The 14761-nt window shown below is 74.0% G+C and carries 13 protein-coding genes; 7 read left to right on the forward strand and 6 right to left on the reverse strand.

What is annotated here, in order from left to right; genetic code table 11:
• Positions 1 to 228: 228 nt before the first annotated feature.
• The gene (locus tag ACIOFR_RS13630) at positions 229 to 1782 is read right to left on the reverse strand and encodes an MFS transporter (protein WP_400996016.1); all 1554 of its coding nucleotides are present in this window, start codon (positions 1780 to 1782) and stop codon (positions 229 to 231) included.
• 98 nt (positions 1783 to 1880) lie between these two features.
• Between ACIOFR_RS13630 and ACIOFR_RS13635 the strand changes: the two genes are divergently transcribed.
• Positions 1881 to 2462 (forward strand): TetR/AcrR family transcriptional regulator, encoded by a 582-nt coding sequence (locus tag ACIOFR_RS13635; RefSeq protein ID WP_400996018.1) that lies wholly within the window; start codon positions 1881 to 1883, stop codon positions 2460 to 2462.
• A 24-nt stretch (positions 2463 to 2486) separates the two neighbouring features.
• On the opposite strand, the gene ACIOFR_RS13640 is transcribed toward ACIOFR_RS13635, so the two are convergent.
• Positions 2487 to 2819, reverse strand: a complete 333-nt coding sequence (locus ACIOFR_RS13640; protein ID WP_400996020.1) for a cupin — start codon at positions 2817 to 2819, stop codon at positions 2487 to 2489.
• Between the two features lie 138 nt (positions 2820 to 2957).
• On the opposite strand from ACIOFR_RS13640, the gene ACIOFR_RS13645 reads away from it, so the two are divergent.
• Positions 2958 to 3233: a hypothetical protein gene (locus tag ACIOFR_RS13645; protein ID WP_400996023.1), complete on the forward strand. Its 276-nt coding sequence runs from the start codon at positions 2958 to 2960 to the stop codon at positions 3231 to 3233.
• Between the two features lie 102 nt (positions 3234 to 3335).
• Here the strand turns inward: ACIOFR_RS13645 and ACIOFR_RS13650 are convergent, their stop codons facing one another.
• Entirely contained in the window at positions 3336 to 4493 is a 1158-nt protein-coding gene (locus ACIOFR_RS13650; RefSeq protein ID WP_400996026.1) for an acyl-CoA dehydrogenase family protein, read from the reverse strand.
• A gap of 161 nt (positions 4494 to 4654) precedes the next feature.
• On the opposite strand from ACIOFR_RS13650, the gene ACIOFR_RS13655 reads away from it, so the two are divergent.
• The 3 genes from ACIOFR_RS13655 (at position 4655) to ACIOFR_RS13665 (ending at position 10864) form a co-directional block, all read left to right on the forward strand.
• Positions 4655 to 5872, forward strand: coding sequence for a TetR/AcrR family transcriptional regulator (locus ACIOFR_RS13655; protein ID WP_400996028.1), 1218 nt, complete (start codon positions 4655 to 4657; stop codon positions 5870 to 5872).
• 554 nt (positions 5873 to 6426) lie between these two features.
• Positions 6427 to 8400, forward strand: a complete 1974-nt coding sequence (locus tag ACIOFR_RS13660) for an ATP-binding protein (RefSeq protein ID WP_400996030.1) — start codon at positions 6427 to 6429, stop codon at positions 8398 to 8400.
• 106 nt (positions 8401 to 8506) lie between these two features.
• Complete coding sequence (locus ACIOFR_RS13665) at positions 8507 to 10864, forward strand: hypothetical protein (RefSeq protein WP_400996033.1); 2358 nt, start codon at positions 8507 to 8509, stop codon at positions 10862 to 10864.
• On the opposite strand, the gene ACIOFR_RS13670 is transcribed toward ACIOFR_RS13665, so the two are convergent.
• Together ACIOFR_RS13670 and ACIOFR_RS13675 are read right to left on the reverse strand one after the other, a co-directional pair.
• Positions 10852 to 11076: a hypothetical protein gene (locus ACIOFR_RS13670; RefSeq protein WP_400996035.1), complete on the reverse strand. Its 225-nt coding sequence runs from the start codon at positions 11074 to 11076 to the stop codon at positions 10852 to 10854. The genes ACIOFR_RS13665 and ACIOFR_RS13670 overlap by 13 nt on opposite strands.
• A complete protein-coding gene (locus tag ACIOFR_RS13675) occupies positions 11073 to 11462 on the reverse strand; it encodes a hypothetical protein (RefSeq protein ID WP_400996037.1) in 390 nt (129 codons plus the stop codon). The genes ACIOFR_RS13670 and ACIOFR_RS13675 overlap by 4 nt, the downstream gene beginning before the upstream one ends.
• A gap of 278 nt (positions 11463 to 11740) precedes the next feature.
• Between ACIOFR_RS13675 and ACIOFR_RS13680 the strand changes: the two genes are divergently transcribed.
• The gene (locus ACIOFR_RS13680; RefSeq protein ID WP_400996040.1) at positions 11741 to 12703 is read left to right on the forward strand and encodes a Scr1 family TA system antitoxin-like transcriptional regulator; all 963 of its coding nucleotides are present in this window, start codon (positions 11741 to 11743) and stop codon (positions 12701 to 12703) included.
• Between the two features lie 44 nt (positions 12704 to 12747).
• Here ACIOFR_RS13680 and ACIOFR_RS13685 read toward each other — a convergent pair whose 3' ends face one another.
• The gene (locus ACIOFR_RS13685) at positions 12748 to 13728 is read right to left on the reverse strand and encodes a CHAP domain-containing protein (RefSeq protein ID WP_400996043.1); all 981 of its coding nucleotides are present in this window, start codon (positions 13726 to 13728) and stop codon (positions 12748 to 12750) included.
• A gap of 586 nt (positions 13729 to 14314) precedes the next feature.
• Between ACIOFR_RS13685 and ACIOFR_RS13690 the strand changes: the two genes are divergently transcribed.
• Positions 14315 to 14722 carry a hypothetical protein gene (locus ACIOFR_RS13690; RefSeq protein WP_400996045.1) on the forward strand — a complete coding sequence of 136 codons (408 nt, stop codon included), beginning with the start codon at positions 14315 to 14317 and terminating at the stop codon, positions 14720 to 14722.
• Positions 14723 to 14761: the final 39 nt, after the last annotated feature.

Here is a 14761-nt window from a genome sequence, read left to right on the forward strand (position 1 = left end):
GGGGGTGCTGCGGTGCTGCGGTCGGGGGTGCTGCGGTGCTGCGGCGCGGTGCGGTGCTGCGGTGCGGTGCCGCCGGGCCGGTGCCGCGCGGGTCGGTCCGCCGGGTCGCGGACCACGCTAGGGCGGCCCGGCCGGAAAGGCGCGCGGCACGGCGAGGGCCCCGGCCGACTGGTGTCGGCCGGGGCCCTGATGATCCGCGGACGGCGTGCCCGGCGGGGCCCCGCCGGGTCAGACGGTGGCCGGCCGGCTCTCGGCGGCCGTGCCCGCGGGGGCGGCCGGCAGGTGCCGCATCATGCGGTTGGCGGCGAGCGCCGCGCCGAGCATGACCAGCAGGCCGACCACGGCCGCCACGTGCATCCCGTCGGTGAAGGCCGCCCGACCGGCGGTCAGCAGTTCGGTGCCGGCCCGGCCGGAGAGCCTTCCGGCCACCGTGACGGCCCCGCCGAGGGTGTCCTGCGCCGCCCGGGCCGCGTCGGCGGGCAGCCCGGCCGTCACCCCGCCGTCCAGCCGGGTCCGGTAGATCGCGGCGCCGGCCGCGCCGAGCAGGGCGATGCCCAGCGAGCTGCCGAGCTCGCTCGCGGTCTCCGAGGTGGCGGAGGCGGCGCCGGCCCGCTCGGCGGGGGCGGCGGAGACCACCATCTCGGCGGTGAGGGTCATGGTGCCGACCGAGCCGGCCGCGATCACGGCGGCGGCGGTCAGGATCACGGCCAGCGGGGTGTCCGGGCCGACCAGGGTCATCAGGCCGAAGCCGGCCGCGCCGAGCACGAACCCACAGGTCATCAGGGTCGCCGGGCGGACCTTGCCGGCCAGCGCGCCGATCCCGCCGACCGCCGCGCCGACGCCGACGCTCGGCAGCAGCGCCCAGAGCGAGGCGGCCAGCGGGCTCAGGCCCTTGACCAGCTGGAGGTACTGGGAGGTGAAGAGGGTGAAGCCCATCATGGCGAACATGGCGATGGTGTTGACGGTGATCGCGCCGCTGTAGGTGCGGATCCGGAACAGGCTCAGGTCGATCAGCGGGTGGGCGGCGGTCCGCAGCCGGGCCACCAGGCCGGCGCCGGTCAGCAGGCCGGCCGCCAGGACGAGCAGCGGCGGCAGGCTCCAGCCGTCCACGGCCAGGGTCTTGATCCCGTAGACCACGGGCAGCACGGTGGCGATCGACAGCGCGGCGCCGAGCAGGTCGAAGCGGCCGGTGGGGGTGGCCCGGTACTCGGGCAGCAGGACGGGCGCGGCGAGCAGCACCAGCAGCATCACCGGGACGGCGGCGAGGAAGGCCGAGCCCCACCAGAAGTGGTCGAGCAGCAGCCCGCCGACCACCGGGCCGAGCGTGGCGCCGCCCATCATCGCCGCGCTCCAGATGCCGATCGCGGCCTGCCGCTGCTTGGCGTCGTGGAACATGTTGCGGATCAGCGCCAGCGTGGACGGCATCAGGGTGGCCCCGGTGATGCCGAGCAGGGCCCGGGCGGCGATCAGCTGGGCGGCGCCGTCGGCGTAGGCCGCGACCAGCGAGGCGGCGGCGAAGCCCGCGGCGCCCGCCGTCAGCAGCCGGCGGCGGCCGATCCGGTCGCCGAGCGCGCCCATCGGGATCAGCAGGCCGGCCAGCAGGAACGAGTACATGTCCATGATCCACAGCTGCTGGGTGCCGCTGGGCCGCATGTCGGTGGCGATGTACGGGACGGCGAAGAACAGCACCCCCATGTCCATCGCGAGGACGAGGGTCGGGAGCAGGAGGACGGCGAGGCCCGTCCATTCGCGGCGGCCGGCGAGGCCGTTGGTTGCGGTCATGGGGATGACTGTACGAGCGTGTGACACATATGTCTAGTACAAACGTCTAACTCGATCGTTCGAGACGTTTGTCCCATACCTGGCGTAGCATCGACCGCATGGGAAACCGCGAGGATCTGCTGGCGGGCGCCAAGCGCTGCCTGCTCGACAAGGGCTACGGGCGCACCACGGCCCGCGACATCGCCACCGCCGCCGGGGTCAGCCTGGCCGCGATCGGCTACCACTACGGCTCCAAGGACGAACTGCTGGCCCAGGCGATGATCGCCGCGCTGGAGGACTGGGGTGCGGCCGTCGGCGCCGCGCTCTCCGAGGCCGCCGGGGTGACCGACCCGAAGGAGCGGTTCGCCGCCGCCTGGGACCAGGTCCAGCGCACGTTCGTCGAGAACCGCGGCCTGTGGACGGCGCAGTTCGAGGTGCTGGCCCGCACCGACGACGCCAAGGGGCTGCGCCAGGCCTTCGACGAGGCCCAGCGGGACGGCCGGCTCGGGCTGGCCGCGATCTTCCAGGGGCTGGAGCAGGTCCCCGACACCCCGGACGAGATGGCCCGCGGCGCCTTCTACCAGGCCCTGCTGGCGGGGCTGGCGGCGCAGTGGCTGATCTCGCCCGAGCAGACGCCGAGCGGCGCCGAACTGCTGCGCGGGCTGGAACTGGTCAGTGAGGGCGTCCTCGGACCGAGGTGAGCCGGCGGGCCGGGCTGCGCCGGGTCAGTTGGTCACGGCCGTCAGCAGCACCACCGAGTCCTCGTGCGCGAGCAGCCCGTGCCGCTCCTGCGGGATCGGGTGGAGCTGTCCGGCCGTCAGCTCCCGGCGGCGGCCCGCGACGGTCAGCGAGACCCGGCCGCGCAGCACCAGCAGGCTGGCCGCCACCGGGGCGTTGTGCTCGTCCAGCGCGGCGTCCGCCCGCAGCGCGATCACGGTCTGCCGCAGCACGCTGTCGTGCAGCAGCAGGTGGGCGCTGCGGCCGTGCGGCGAGGTGGCGGCCCTGGCGCTGTGCTCGTCGGCCAGGGCGTTCAGATCGACGGGTGCGGGCTCGGACATCGCGGCCTCCTGCGTGGGCGGGACCCCCGCCGCGACCCTAGGCCCGGGCCCGCCCTCCGCGCGCGCTGGACCGCCACCAGGGGGTAGGTCGGCCCTCCCGGCGTGCGCGACGGCCCGCTCGGGCCGATGGTGGAGGGTATGGCGACCAATAACAGGTTCAGCGACGGATTCAACGTCAACCGCACGGTGCTCACCACCGGTGCGCTGCTCGGCGGCGTGGGCGCCCTGCTCACCATGGCGGGCGCGGTCATCGTCGGCGTCTCACTCGCTTCGGCCGGGCGCGATTACGTCCGGCGGATGGACACCTCCCCGTCCGAGCGGGCGGCAAGGGCGATGCAGCAGGCCCGGGCGGCCTCGATGGCCGGTCTGGAGGCGTGGCGCAGCGAGGCCGGTCAGAGCAGTTCGATGAACTGACCCGGGCCGCACCACGACTGCCGCCCCCGGAGCGGTCCGGGGGCGGCAGCGGGTGCGCCCGGGCGGTGGCCTCCACGGGCCGGGCGACCACGGGCCGAGCGGCTACAGGCCGAGCGACTTGGCGACGATGCTGCGCATGACCTCGCTGGTGCCGCCGTAGATCCGGAACACCCGGTTGTCGGTGTAGAGGCGGGCGATCGGGTACTCCAGGATGTAGCCGTAGCCGCCGTGCAGCTGGAGGCACTTGTCGATCACCTGGGAGGCCGACTCGGTGCAGAACAGCTTGGCGGCCGCGGCGTCCGCGACCGTCAGTTCGCCGTGCTGGTAGAGCTCCAGGGCGCGGTCCACCATGGACTGCTGGGCGACCACCTGGGCCTCGCAGTCGGCCAGGGTGAACTTGGTGTTCTGGAACTCGGCGACCGTCTTGCCGAACACCTCGCGGTCCTTCACGTACCGCACCGCGAAGCGCACGGCCGCCGCGGCGGAGGCGTACGCGCCGACGGCGATGGCGAGGCGCTCCTGCACCAGGTTGTGGGTGAGGTAGCCGAAGGCCGCGCCCTCCTCGCCGAGCCGGTCCGCGACGGGCACCTTGACGTCGCTGAAGGCGAGTTCGGCGGTGTCGGAGGTGCGCAGGCCGATCTTCTGCAGCTTGCGGCCCACCGTGTAGCCCTCGGAGGTGGTGTCCACGCACAGGATGGACAGGCCGGCCCGGCGGTCCTGCGGGTCGGGCGGGGAGGTCCGGCAGACCACCAGGACCAGGTCGGCGAGGACGCCGCCGGTGATGAAGGTCTTGGCGCCGTTGAGGACGTAGTGGGTGCCGTCCTCGGACAGCTTCGCGGTGGTGGTGATGCCCGCCAGGTCGGAGCCGGCGCCGGGCTCGGTCATCGCGATGGCGGTCATGATGTCACCGGAGACGAACCCCGGCAGCCAGCGGCGCTTCTGCTCCTCGTTCGCGTACTCCATCAGGTAGGGCAGCACCAGACCGGTGTGCACCCCCGAGGAGCCGAAGGTGACGCCCGCGCGGGCGCACTCCTCGGTGACCACGGCCTGGTACTTGAAGCCGCTCTCGCCCGCGCCGCCGTACTCCTCGGGCACCTCGATGCCGTAGACGCCGAGCGCGCCGAGCTTGCGGTAGAAGTCGCGCGGCGGGTGGCCGGCCGTCTCCCAGCTCTCGTAGACCGGGACGACCTCCTTGGCGATGAAGTCCCGGATGGTCTCCCGGAAGGCCTCGTGGTCCTCGGTGAAGACGGTACGGCGCACGGCGGCGCTCCCTTCGGACAGCGGCTGATCGCGGGACAAGTTAATCGCCGGTAGCCACGGCTGTCCAGCATCGATGCACCGGTCGGCGGAGCGGTCGGGGTCGGTGGCGCACGGGTCGAGCAGGGCTCAAGTGAATCCTTGCTACCCTGAGCGCCGATTCGGTGAACGGTGTGCGAGCGGTGTGCGGGCAGGGTGCGAACGGCCTGCGGGGGGTGGGCGCGGTGGCGGAGCGGGAGGTCGTCCGGCGTCCGCCCGGGCGTCGGGCGCAGATCCTCGCGGCCGCGGTCGGGCAGTTCCACCGGCACGGCTACCACCAGGTGTCGATGGCGGAGGTCGCCGCCGAGGTGGGCATCACCGCACCCGCGCTGTACCGGCACTTCCGCGGGAAGCCCGAACTGCTGCGGTGCGCCGTCGAGGCGGAGCTGGCCGTCCTGGGCGAGGCGGTCCGGCGCGGGGCCGACGGGCCCGACGCGCTGTGCGCGGCCCTGGCCGGCGCGGCGATCGAGCACCGGGCGCTCGGGACACTGTGGCAGCGCGAGGCGCGGCTGCTGCCGCCCGCCCAACAGGCGCGGCTGCGCCGGGAGTTGCGCGGCCAGGTGGCGGTGATGGCCCGGATCGTCGACGGCCCGGAGACGGCGGGCGCCGGGGCGGCGGCCGCTGAGTTCCGCTGCTGGTCGATGCTCGCGATGTACGGCAGCCTGTCGCACCACACCTTCGCGCCGCCGCGGCGGCAGTTCGAGCGGCTGCTGCGCAGGCTCGGCGCGGCGCTGCTGACGGCCCGGGAGCTGCCCGGCCGGGACGCCCCCCGGGCGGCCGGTCCCGGCACGGTGCCGGCGGGTTCGCGGCGGGAGGAGCTGCTGGCCGCCGCCGTCCGGCTGTTCGACACCCGGGGCTTCGACAACGTCAGCACCGACCGGCTGGGCGCGGCCGTCGGCATCGCCGGCCCGAGCGTCTACAAGCACTTCGCCACCAAGGCCGACCTGTTGGCGGCGGCCCTGTCGCGCAGCCGGGAGCGGCTGTGGCACGAGGTCGGCGGTGCCCTGGCCGACGCGTCCTCGCCCGCGGACGCTCTCGCCGCGGGCCTGGACGCCTACCTGGACTTCGCCCGGCGCAACAGCCACTACCTGGGCGCGATGCTGCGCGAGACGGAGCGGCTGGCGCCGCCGGACCGGAAGGCCGCGCTGGACTTCCGGCGGGACTTCCTGCGCACCTGGGTCGACCTGCTGCGGCAGCTGCGGCCGGAGTACGACCGGGCCGAGGCGCGGATCCGGGTGCACGCGATGTTCGCGCTGGTGAACGACGGGGTGCGGCACCGGCCGGGCGGCGGCGAACCGGTGCCCGGGCTGGACGCGCTGAGCCGGGCCGTGCTGGGGCTGTAGGCGGCAGGGCGGCAGGGCGGCAGGGCGGCAGGGCGGCAGGGCGGCAGGGCGGCAGGGCGGCAGGGCGGCAGGGGTGAGGGGGCGGACCCCGCGCGGGTCCGCCCCCTCACCGGTCCTGCCGGAATCGGTACCGGGCTAGTAGAGGACGGACGGGCCGTGGACGTGGTGCGCCAGGCCCGCGTCGCCCGCGCGAACACGGGACACGGAGGTCTCCCTGATGGGGTGCGAAAAGAGGGCGCACGGGGTCGGCCGCCCCGTTCGCGAAGGTTCTGGCGTCGCCTCATCAGGATTGCCGAGACGGCCCATTGGTCACCAGCGGTGATCGGACGGTTCGCTCGAAGGTGTCACGGATATCGGGTGCCCCGGAAAGCGTCATCGGGCCCATAGGTGTGCAAGCCTGCGGGAATCCCCCCGAACAGCGGTGATTTCCCCCACCCGGTGGCCGGGTGACCGGCGGCGTTCACGTCAACTTCCGGTTGACCGGGTATCTCATCGGATCGGGGGTGACAGAAAGTGCTGGTCGACAGATTGTCGTACTGGCAGACTGGGGCCTCATGTCTCAAGGTCAGCCGCCCGGCCAAGGGCCCGCCGGGGATTTCTCCGCCGCCGACAATCTGCGCACGACCGAGGTCGATCTCGGCGGCCTGGTGAGCGTCCTCGCCACCCACCTCTACTCCACCCCGCTGGTCGCCCTGCGCGAACTCGTGCAGAACGCCCACGACTCGCACACCCGGCGCAGGCTGGAGGACCCGGACTCCACCGCCGCGCCGCTGATCAGGGTGCGCGGCGACGCCGAACGCCGCACCGTCGCCATCGAGGACACCGGCGCCGGCCTCACCGAGCCGGAGATCCACTCCTACCTGGCGACCGTCGGCACCGGCTACACCCGGATGCTGCGCGAACTCACCGGGAACCAGGAGCTGATCGGCGCCTTCGGCCTCGGCTTCCTGTCCGCCTTCTCGGTCGCCGACGAGGTCACCGTCACCACCACCTCGCACCGCGAACCCCACCTCGGCCACCGCTACCGCAGCCGCGGCGGCGAGCAGTACAGCGTCGAGCCCGTCGCCGCCAGACCCGCCCCCGGCACCGAGGTCGAACTGCGGCTCAAGCCCGAACACGCCCACCTGGCCGACGAGTACGCGCTGCGCGAGGTGCTCGGCCGGTACTGCGTGCTGCTGCCGATCCCGGTCTACGTCGGCGACGACGAGACCCCGGTCAACGACGTCCCGGTGCCCTGGCGCACCCCGCAGCGGAACGGCGACCCGCACCCCGCGCGGATGCGCTTCGCCACCGCCTTCGGCCGCCGGTTCGAGCCGCTCACCGCCTTCCCGGTCGAACCGGTCGAGGGGCGGACCGACGCCGTCGGCCTGCTCTGGGTGCAGGACGGCGGCACCTACGGCTCCAGCGACAACCGCGACCTCTCGGTCTACCTGCGCGGCATGCTGCTCTCCGAGGACGCCCGCGACCTGCTGCCCAGCTGGGCCGGGTTCATCGGCGGCGTGATCGAGTCGAGCCGGCTCACCCCCACCGCCAGCCGCGAGGACCTCCAGCGCGACGACCACTACCGCGCCCTCCAACAGGCCCTCACCGACGCCATCGTGGACGGCCTGTACGAGACCGCCCGGCTGCACCCCGCGGCCTGGCGGCGCATCCTCGCCCGGCACGGGCAGGACCTGCTCGGCGCCGCGCTCTGCGACGACCGGCTGTTCACCCTGCTCGCCGACGACGTCCCGGTGCCCACCTCGCAGGGCGACCTGACGGCCGGGGCGCTGCGGGCGGCCGGCTCGGGCGCCGTGCACGTCGCGCTCGGCAGCGGCGGCGGCTTCGAGGAGATGCTCTACCGCGCGATGCAGGTGCCGATCGCCCGCGGCGACCGGTACGCGGTGCTGCCGTTCCTGCGCCGCTACGCCCAGCTGCGGGACTGCCGGATCGTCGAACTCGGCAGCGAGAGCGGCAACCGGGAGCTGTTCCGCGACCCGGAGCGCCCGCTGCCCGCCGAGGAGCGGGCCTGGCTCGGCGCCGCCCTGGCCGACGAGGGCGAACAGCTCGTCCCCGCCCGGTTCGACCCGCCCGGCCTGCCGCTGGTGCTGGTGCCCGACCGGGAGGCCGAGCTCAAGGCCCGGATCGAGGACGACCAGGCCGACGCCCGGATCCCCTCCGCCGCGCTGCGGCTCGCCCGCGCCTTCACCGCCAGGACCGACGGCACCGTCCGGGCCCGGCTCTACCTCAACCTCGCCGCCCCCGCCGTCCAGGACCTGCTGACGGCCTACCGCACCGGGCACACCGGCAGCACCACGGCGGCCGCGCTGCTCCGCTCGCTCAAGGTGATCATGGCCTCCGCAGCCGGCTCCGCGACGGGCGACCTCACGGCGGCCCTGGCCGGCGTCTCCACCGCGGTCTCCGCGCTCACGGCCGCGATGCCCGAGACGGTCGCGGTGCCCGACCGGCTGTCGGGACCGCACGGTTCCTCGGCCGGCGGCCCGGCCGGCGGCCCGAGTACGGACGAGCCGCCGGGCCGGCCCGGATGACCACCGCAGAAGGCATGACCCGCACGGCGAGCACCACCCGCACCACCGGAACCACCGAGTCGGCCGCGCACCCCGCGACCGCACCGCACCACGGGGGGAACACCGCATGACCACCGACATCTGGGGCTGGGTGCACGACACCCACCGCCAGCTCGCCGAGTCCGGCCAGCACCGGCTGGCCACCGCGCTCGCCGAGATCGCCGGCCACGCCGTCGAGGGCCGCAACGAGCAGCTGGACGCCATGTACCCGGAGGCGCTGGCCTCCGCCCGGGCCCTCGACCTGCCCTGGGTCGAGGTCTTCCTGCGTCACTGGCGGCTGCAGAACCTGCTGAACAAGCGGCACCAGGGCGAGGCCGCGATGGCCGAGGCGGTCTCCCTCCTCGACTTCGCCCACCGCGAGGAGACCGCGAACTGCCCGCAGTCGGTCTGCGCCGTCCAGGACTTCACCATCTGCCACGCCAACATCGACGGCCCCGGCTACGTCACCGAGCGCCTCGCCGTCCTGGAGGAGACCCTGAAGCGGGTCGAACCCGCCCGGGCCTGCTTCGACTGCCTCTCCCGCGAGTACGCCGACACCCTGGAGGACGACGACCGCGGCGAGGAGGCACTCGGCCACCTCGACCGCGCCCAGGCCCGGATCCAGGCCGCCGGCGAACAGGTCTCGCTCGCCTTCGGCCACAGCCGCGCCTCCGCCCTGCACCGGCTCGGCCGCTACCAGGACGCCCTGGCCGCGTACGACACCGCCGAACGCGCCTACGTCGCCGGCCGCAACCGGCTCGACGACGACGACCGCCGCAAGCTCGCCGCCGGCCGCGCCCTCAACCTCGCAGCCCTCGGCCGCACCGACACCGCCCTCGACGTACTGCCCCCCGCCGAGGAGGCCGACCAGTACGCCGACATCCGGCACCGCTGGGCCCGCGCCGTCGAACTCCTCTCCGAGGCAGGCGCGCTGCCGCACGGCGCCCTCGCCAACGACGCCGAACTCGGCGCGCTGCTCGCCCGCTGGGTCGGCCACCTCGACACCGCCGGCTCCCACCGCCCCTGCCTCGACCTGCTGCTGGTCGCGGGCCGCCTCGCCGTCGCCCGCGGCGCCCGGACGGTCGCCCTCACCCTGGTCGCCACCGGTGAGCGCAAGCTCGCGGTGCTGCGCCGCACCGACGGCGTCGCCGACCGGCTGGCCGAGCTGAAGGCCGCCGCCGAGGCCCTGCCCACCCCCGAACTCCCGGTGCCGGCCACCGACCTTGTCGACTGGCTGGCCCAGCACACCCCCGCCCCGGAGACCGGCGCCGACCTGCTCTCCGCCGCGCGGACCGACCCCGCCGCCGACACCCCCGCACTGGTCGCCAACCTGGCCGGCGTGCTCGGCCTGCTCGGCCACACCCGCGCCGCCGCCGACCTGCTCTGGGCCGAGCTGGACGGCGGCCGCGACCAGGACTACCTGGCCGGGATGCTCGGCTCGATGCTGATCGACGCCCGCGACGGCGACGGCGTCCGCCGCCTCGCCGACCGCCTGCTGGCCACCGACCCCTCGGACGCGCACTGGCTGCGCGCCCGCTGGGCCGCCGCCGAGGGCCGCTGGACCGAGGTCGGCGAGCACTGCGCGGGCGTGCTCGCCCACGAGCCGGACGCCATCAACACCCGTCGGCTGGCCGCCACCGCCGCCACCAGGACCGGCGACCACGCGGCGGCCCAGCGGCACTACCAGGACCTGCTGGAGCACGCCCTGGACGAGGCCAAGGCCGGTCCCGAGGACCACCACCGCACCGTCCAGGAGCCCGACCTCTGGCACCTGATCACCGCCGCCTCCGCCAACCGGGACTGGGACACCGTCCGCGCGGTCGGCGCCCGGCTGGACATCGAGTTCGACCAGGACGCGGGCCCGGTCGACGAGGAGTGGCAGATCGTCACCCTGCGGGCCACCCGGACCAACGGCTCCACCGCCGAGTTCCCGGCGATCCGCACCGGCCCGGCCACCGCCCGGGTGCTGCCCGTGCTCGGCGACGAACTCCCGCTCAACCACCGCGACACCGTGGTCTTCGGCCCGGCCGTGCTGAACGACCCGCCCGAGACCGACGAGGCGCGCGAGCACTGGCGCCCCACCTTCGAGATGCTCACCCTGCTCGACCCGGCCGGCTACACCACCCACTGGCTGGACGGCGCCTGGCCCGGCGACGAACACTGGGTCGCCCTGCGCGGCGCCCTCCAGGAGGCCGGCTACGGCATCTGGGCGTACAGCGGCGACCAGTACCGCGTCACCGACCCCACCGGGGAGGACGGCGACGGCCTGCCCGGCATCTACGCCGCGCTCGGTGTCCCGCCCACCGCCACGGCGGCGGACGCGGACGCCCTGCTGCTGCGGCTGACGGCCGCCTGGCCGCACCCGGCCAGCTGGCTCGACCTCGCCGAGGCCGGCGGTCTGGACACCGCCCGGCACCGGGACATCGTGGAGCGCTACGGCCTCTGATCCGGGCCGGCCGCCGTCGCGGCGGGGGAACGCACCCCGCCGCGGTGGCAGATGTGCACGAAGGCCAGGTGGTGCGGGTGCGCCGCCCGGTGCTCGTCCAGCCACCGCCGGGCGGCCTCCTCGCCGTCGGACAGCCCCGACGCGGCGCCGCAGGGCGTACCCGAGGCGTCCGGCTCCAGACAGCGGAAACCGTGCAGCGCGGTCTCGTTCACACCCGCCCCCCGGCCGCCCGGACCATCCGCGGGTCGGCGTCCCACTCCCGCCCGCCGCCGTGCGGACGCAGCCACCACCGGCCGTCCGCCTCGCCCCGGAACTCGCCCACCCGGCCCGAGACCAGGTCGACCACCGGTTCGCCGACGGCCGGGCACCAGGGCGCCGTCGACCCCGTCCAGACCACGGCCGCCAGCCGCAGCGCGACGTCCGGCCGGACCGCGCCGAGCTCCACCAGCACGGTGCCGGACACCCGCGCGGAGCGCCAGTCGACGCCCAGCGAGGGGAGCCGGACGTGCGCGGCCTCCAGGGACCTGGTCAACTCCCGCAGCGCATGGGCGGCTTCCCGCCGGGCGTCGGCCGTGTGCCGGTCGATCACGGAACCCACGGCGCTCACCCGGCCTTCGGCGGCGCGGGCCGCTCGGTCACGGCGTGCATGGTCGCTCCCTTCGTCGGGTGCGCTCTCGCGCGCCCCCGGTTCCCTTGCTCTCCGCAACCAAGCATGACCGCACGGTAGTAGCGTGGCGAGGGATCACGCGTGCCATCCGGGAGCGTCACGGGGGAGTTGGAAACATGGTCCGACGTGCGGCGACCGCGCCGAAGGGGGAGCAGTGCTCACCCCAGTTCCTCGCCTGGCTCCTCACGACCGCCCGCGAACGGGCCGGGATGACCATCACCGACCTCGCGGCGAAGCTGCACTGCGACCGCTCCCTGGTCTCCCGCATCGAGTCGGGCGACCGGGTGCCCCAGGCGAGGCTGATCCAGCACTGCGACGAACTGCTCGGCACGGGGGACCTGTTGGCCACGGCGTGGGCCAAGGTCGACTGGCACCGGGAGGTCGAGCACCCGGACTGGTTCCGGCGGTTCGTCGAGATGGAAGCCCAGGCGAAGACGGTCCGCAACTACGAAGTTGCTTGGGTTTCGGGGCTCCTGCAGACACCTGCCTACGCGCGGGCGCTGTTCTCGGAGGGCGACGCCGCAGGTGACGAGGAGATGATCTCCGAACGCGTGGCGGCGCGGCTGAGCAGGCAGACGCGGTTCATGGCCGAGGACGGGCCCCTGCTGGTGGTGGTGCTCGACGAGTCGGTGCTCTGGAAGGTGGTGGGCGGTGCACAGGTGATGCACGAGCAGCTCGGCCACCTGTTGGAGTTGGCCAGGCGGCCCAACATTGTGGTCCAGGTCGCGCCCTTCCGGCTCGGTGCGCGGGCGCCGTCCGGCGTCTCACTCACCCTGCTGGCGCTTCCGGACGGCACCGACTGGGTCTACTCGGAGAGCCTCGACAGAGGCCACTTCATCAGTGAGCCGCACCAGGTGGCCAGGCGGGCAAAGGCCTATGATCGCCTGCGGGCTGACGCGTTGTCCGCGCCCGAATCGGCCCGGTTGATCCGCCGAGTCATGGAAGGACTGTTGAACATGGCCCCGAAGGTCGATCTCGCCAATTCGAGCTGGTTCAAGAGCAGCCATAGCGACAACAACGGCGGCAACTGCATCGAGGTGGCCTACAACCTCGACGCCGTCGTCCCGGTGCGTGACTCCAAGAGCCCCGAGGGCGCCGCGCTGATGTTTCCCCGGGAGGCGTGGGCTTCCTTCGTGCGGGCTGCCGCTGCGGGGGCGTTCGGCGAGGTCTGAGGCCGGGGGTGGGTGCGGGCACCCCGCCCCGGCCGGTCGGCGGGTCAGCCGCAGTGGGTCCAGTCGCTCGTCCAGGTGGTGGACTTGAAGGTTCCGCCCCACTTCACGCAGGCGCCGGGCGCGGCCAGCTTGACCGGTCCGGCGTACGAGGCGAAGCTGCCCGGGTCGCTCGCCGAGGCGCCGCCCTGGACGCTCAGGGTGGCGTCGAGCGTGACGGCTCCGGCGGGCTGGTCCACGAGGGTGGTCACGCAGTTCTGGCCGGTGGCGCCGTTGTAGAGCAGGTAGACCTGGGCCCCCGTCAGGCTGTGCGAGTCCACGACGGAGAAGCCGGTGCCGCAGACGGCGGTCGGCGTGTACGGGTTGCCGCTCACCGTCGACGGCGAGGTGTAGCCGACGATGTAGTAGCCGTCGGTGGGGTCGACGGTGCTTTGGACGCTCCCCACGGCCCGCTGCGCGGCCGGGATGGTGATCGAGGCGACGCTGGAGCTCTTCGCGAACTCCGCCATCGAGCCGGCCTGCGACCTGCCGTTCCAGTCGCCGTCGGCCGTGACGACGGAGCCGTCGGCGTTGACCGCGGTGACCAGTCCCACGTGGTGGATCTCGGAGTCGTGGGTGCTGCCGTACTCGACGGCGTCACCGGGCTGCGGGACGTATCCGGCCGCGGTGTGCTGGGTGCCGTGGCTCAGGCCGTAGGCCTGGAAGCTCGCCGCGGAGGCGTCGAGTCCGGTGACGGCGAACCCGGCCTTCTGCCACACCCACTTGGCGAAGTCGGCGCACCAGTACTCGGGGCCGCCGCTGAACCCGCCGGAGCAACTGGTGATGAACTGGTCGCCGCCGAGGCTGTTGTGGGTGGGGTTGTCGGCGCAGGTGCCGGCGCTCTTGCCGACGTTCGCGGCGGCGAGGGCCGCGGCGTCCGCGCCGGTCGCGGCCGAGGCGCTCTGGGCTCCGGTGACGGCCGGCAGCGCGAGGGCGACCATGAGGACGACGGCGCCGGATATCCGTCGAGTCAACTGCTTGAGCTTCACCGTTCTCCTTGGGGGAGGAAGAAGGGCAGCTCGGGGCCGCGGCCCGCGCGGAGGCCGGTTGTGCACGAGGTCCCCGCCGGCCGGTCAAGTCTTGGTGAGCCGCGTATCGCCGTCGTCGCGCGGCGGTACGCCCTGGGAGCGCCCGGACGAACCGGTGTCCACGGTTTCGCCGGGACGGGTGAGTTTGCCCGTGCAGGCGGATGAACCCGGGTCGCTGCCGGTACGACAGGAGGAGGGAGCACCGGTGTCGTCGAGCGGGGGTACGGGCCATGGGCGGGATGCATCGGACGGTGGGGGCGGGGGCGGGGGCGGGCCGGCGGGCCTCGCGGCGCAGGTCGGCGGGCGGTCTCGGCCGGGGTGCGGCCATCGCGTTCGGGGCGTTCGGGCTCCGGCCGGTGCCGCCCGGGCGGCCGGTGCGGGAACAGGACTACCGGTAGCCGGGCGCGGTGGCGTCACGGTTGCAGGGGCGCACAGGGGGCGCTTGATCTGAGCTCATGTGCGCCGGTCCGCCCTGTCACGCCCGTTGACAGGCGTCTGGCGTCGCTGGAACCTCACGGTACGGCACGAGGCAAGGGGGAGAAGGAATATGACGAGCTATCAGGCAGCCGCCGTCGGTCCGATGCCGAGGGCGCTGAAGTTCGCCATCGGGGGCATCGCCTTCCAGGCGCTGATCAACGTCTTCGCGGGCGTGGTGCTCTACGCGTACGCGAGCGACGAGGCCGACCACGGCAACGACGACGGCACCGGCGTGCTCCAGCTGATCGGGGTGGTCACGATCGCCGTCGCGGTGCTGCTGGTGGTCTGCGCGGCACTGACCCCGCGCCGCTACGGCTGGGTCCGGGCTGTGGTGATCATGGTCGAGGCGGTGTCCGTGCTCAGCTCGGCCGTCGCGCTGTTCTCCGGCGCGTTCGCGGCCGTCGGCGGCATCGTGCTGGCGTTGGTGATCATCAAGACCTATGCCTCGGGGGAGAGCGGGTCCTGGTTCACTCGCTGACGGGCGGCAGGGCCGGCCGGGGAGACTCTTGGCAATTGC

The sequence above is a fragment of the Kitasatospora sp. NPDC088346 genome (genome assembly GCF_044740765.1).
Taxonomy (GTDB): Bacteria; Actinomycetota; Actinomycetes; order Streptomycetales; family Streptomycetaceae; genus Kitasatospora.

Excerpts from the sequence above, each read along its gene's own strand:
- ACIOFR_RS13630 (WP_400996016.1), bottom strand. The coding sequence starts at position 1,782 with ATGACCGCAACCAACGGCCTCGCCGGCCGCCGCGAATGGACGGGCCTC.
- ACIOFR_RS13635 (WP_400996018.1), top strand. The coding sequence starts at position 1,881 with ATGGGAAACCGCGAGGATCTGCTGGCGGGCGCCAAGCGCTGCCTGCTC.
- ACIOFR_RS13640 (WP_400996020.1), bottom strand. The coding sequence starts at position 2,819 with ATGTCCGAGCCCGCACCCGTCGATCTGAACGCCCTGGCCGACGAGCAC.
- ACIOFR_RS13645 (WP_400996023.1), top strand. The coding sequence starts at position 2,958 with ATGGCGACCAATAACAGGTTCAGCGACGGATTCAACGTCAACCGCACG.
- ACIOFR_RS13660 (WP_400996030.1), top strand. The coding sequence starts at position 6,427 with ATGTCTCAAGGTCAGCCGCCCGGCCAAGGGCCCGCCGGGGATTTCTCC.
- ACIOFR_RS13665 (WP_400996033.1), top strand. The coding sequence starts at position 8,507 with ATGACCACCGACATCTGGGGCTGGGTGCACGACACCCACCGCCAGCTC.
- ACIOFR_RS13680 (WP_400996040.1), top strand. The coding sequence starts at position 11,741 with ATGACCATCACCGACCTCGCGGCGAAGCTGCACTGCGACCGCTCCCTG.
- ACIOFR_RS13690 (WP_400996045.1), top strand. The coding sequence starts at position 14,315 with ATGACGAGCTATCAGGCAGCCGCCGTCGGTCCGATGCCGAGGGCGCTG.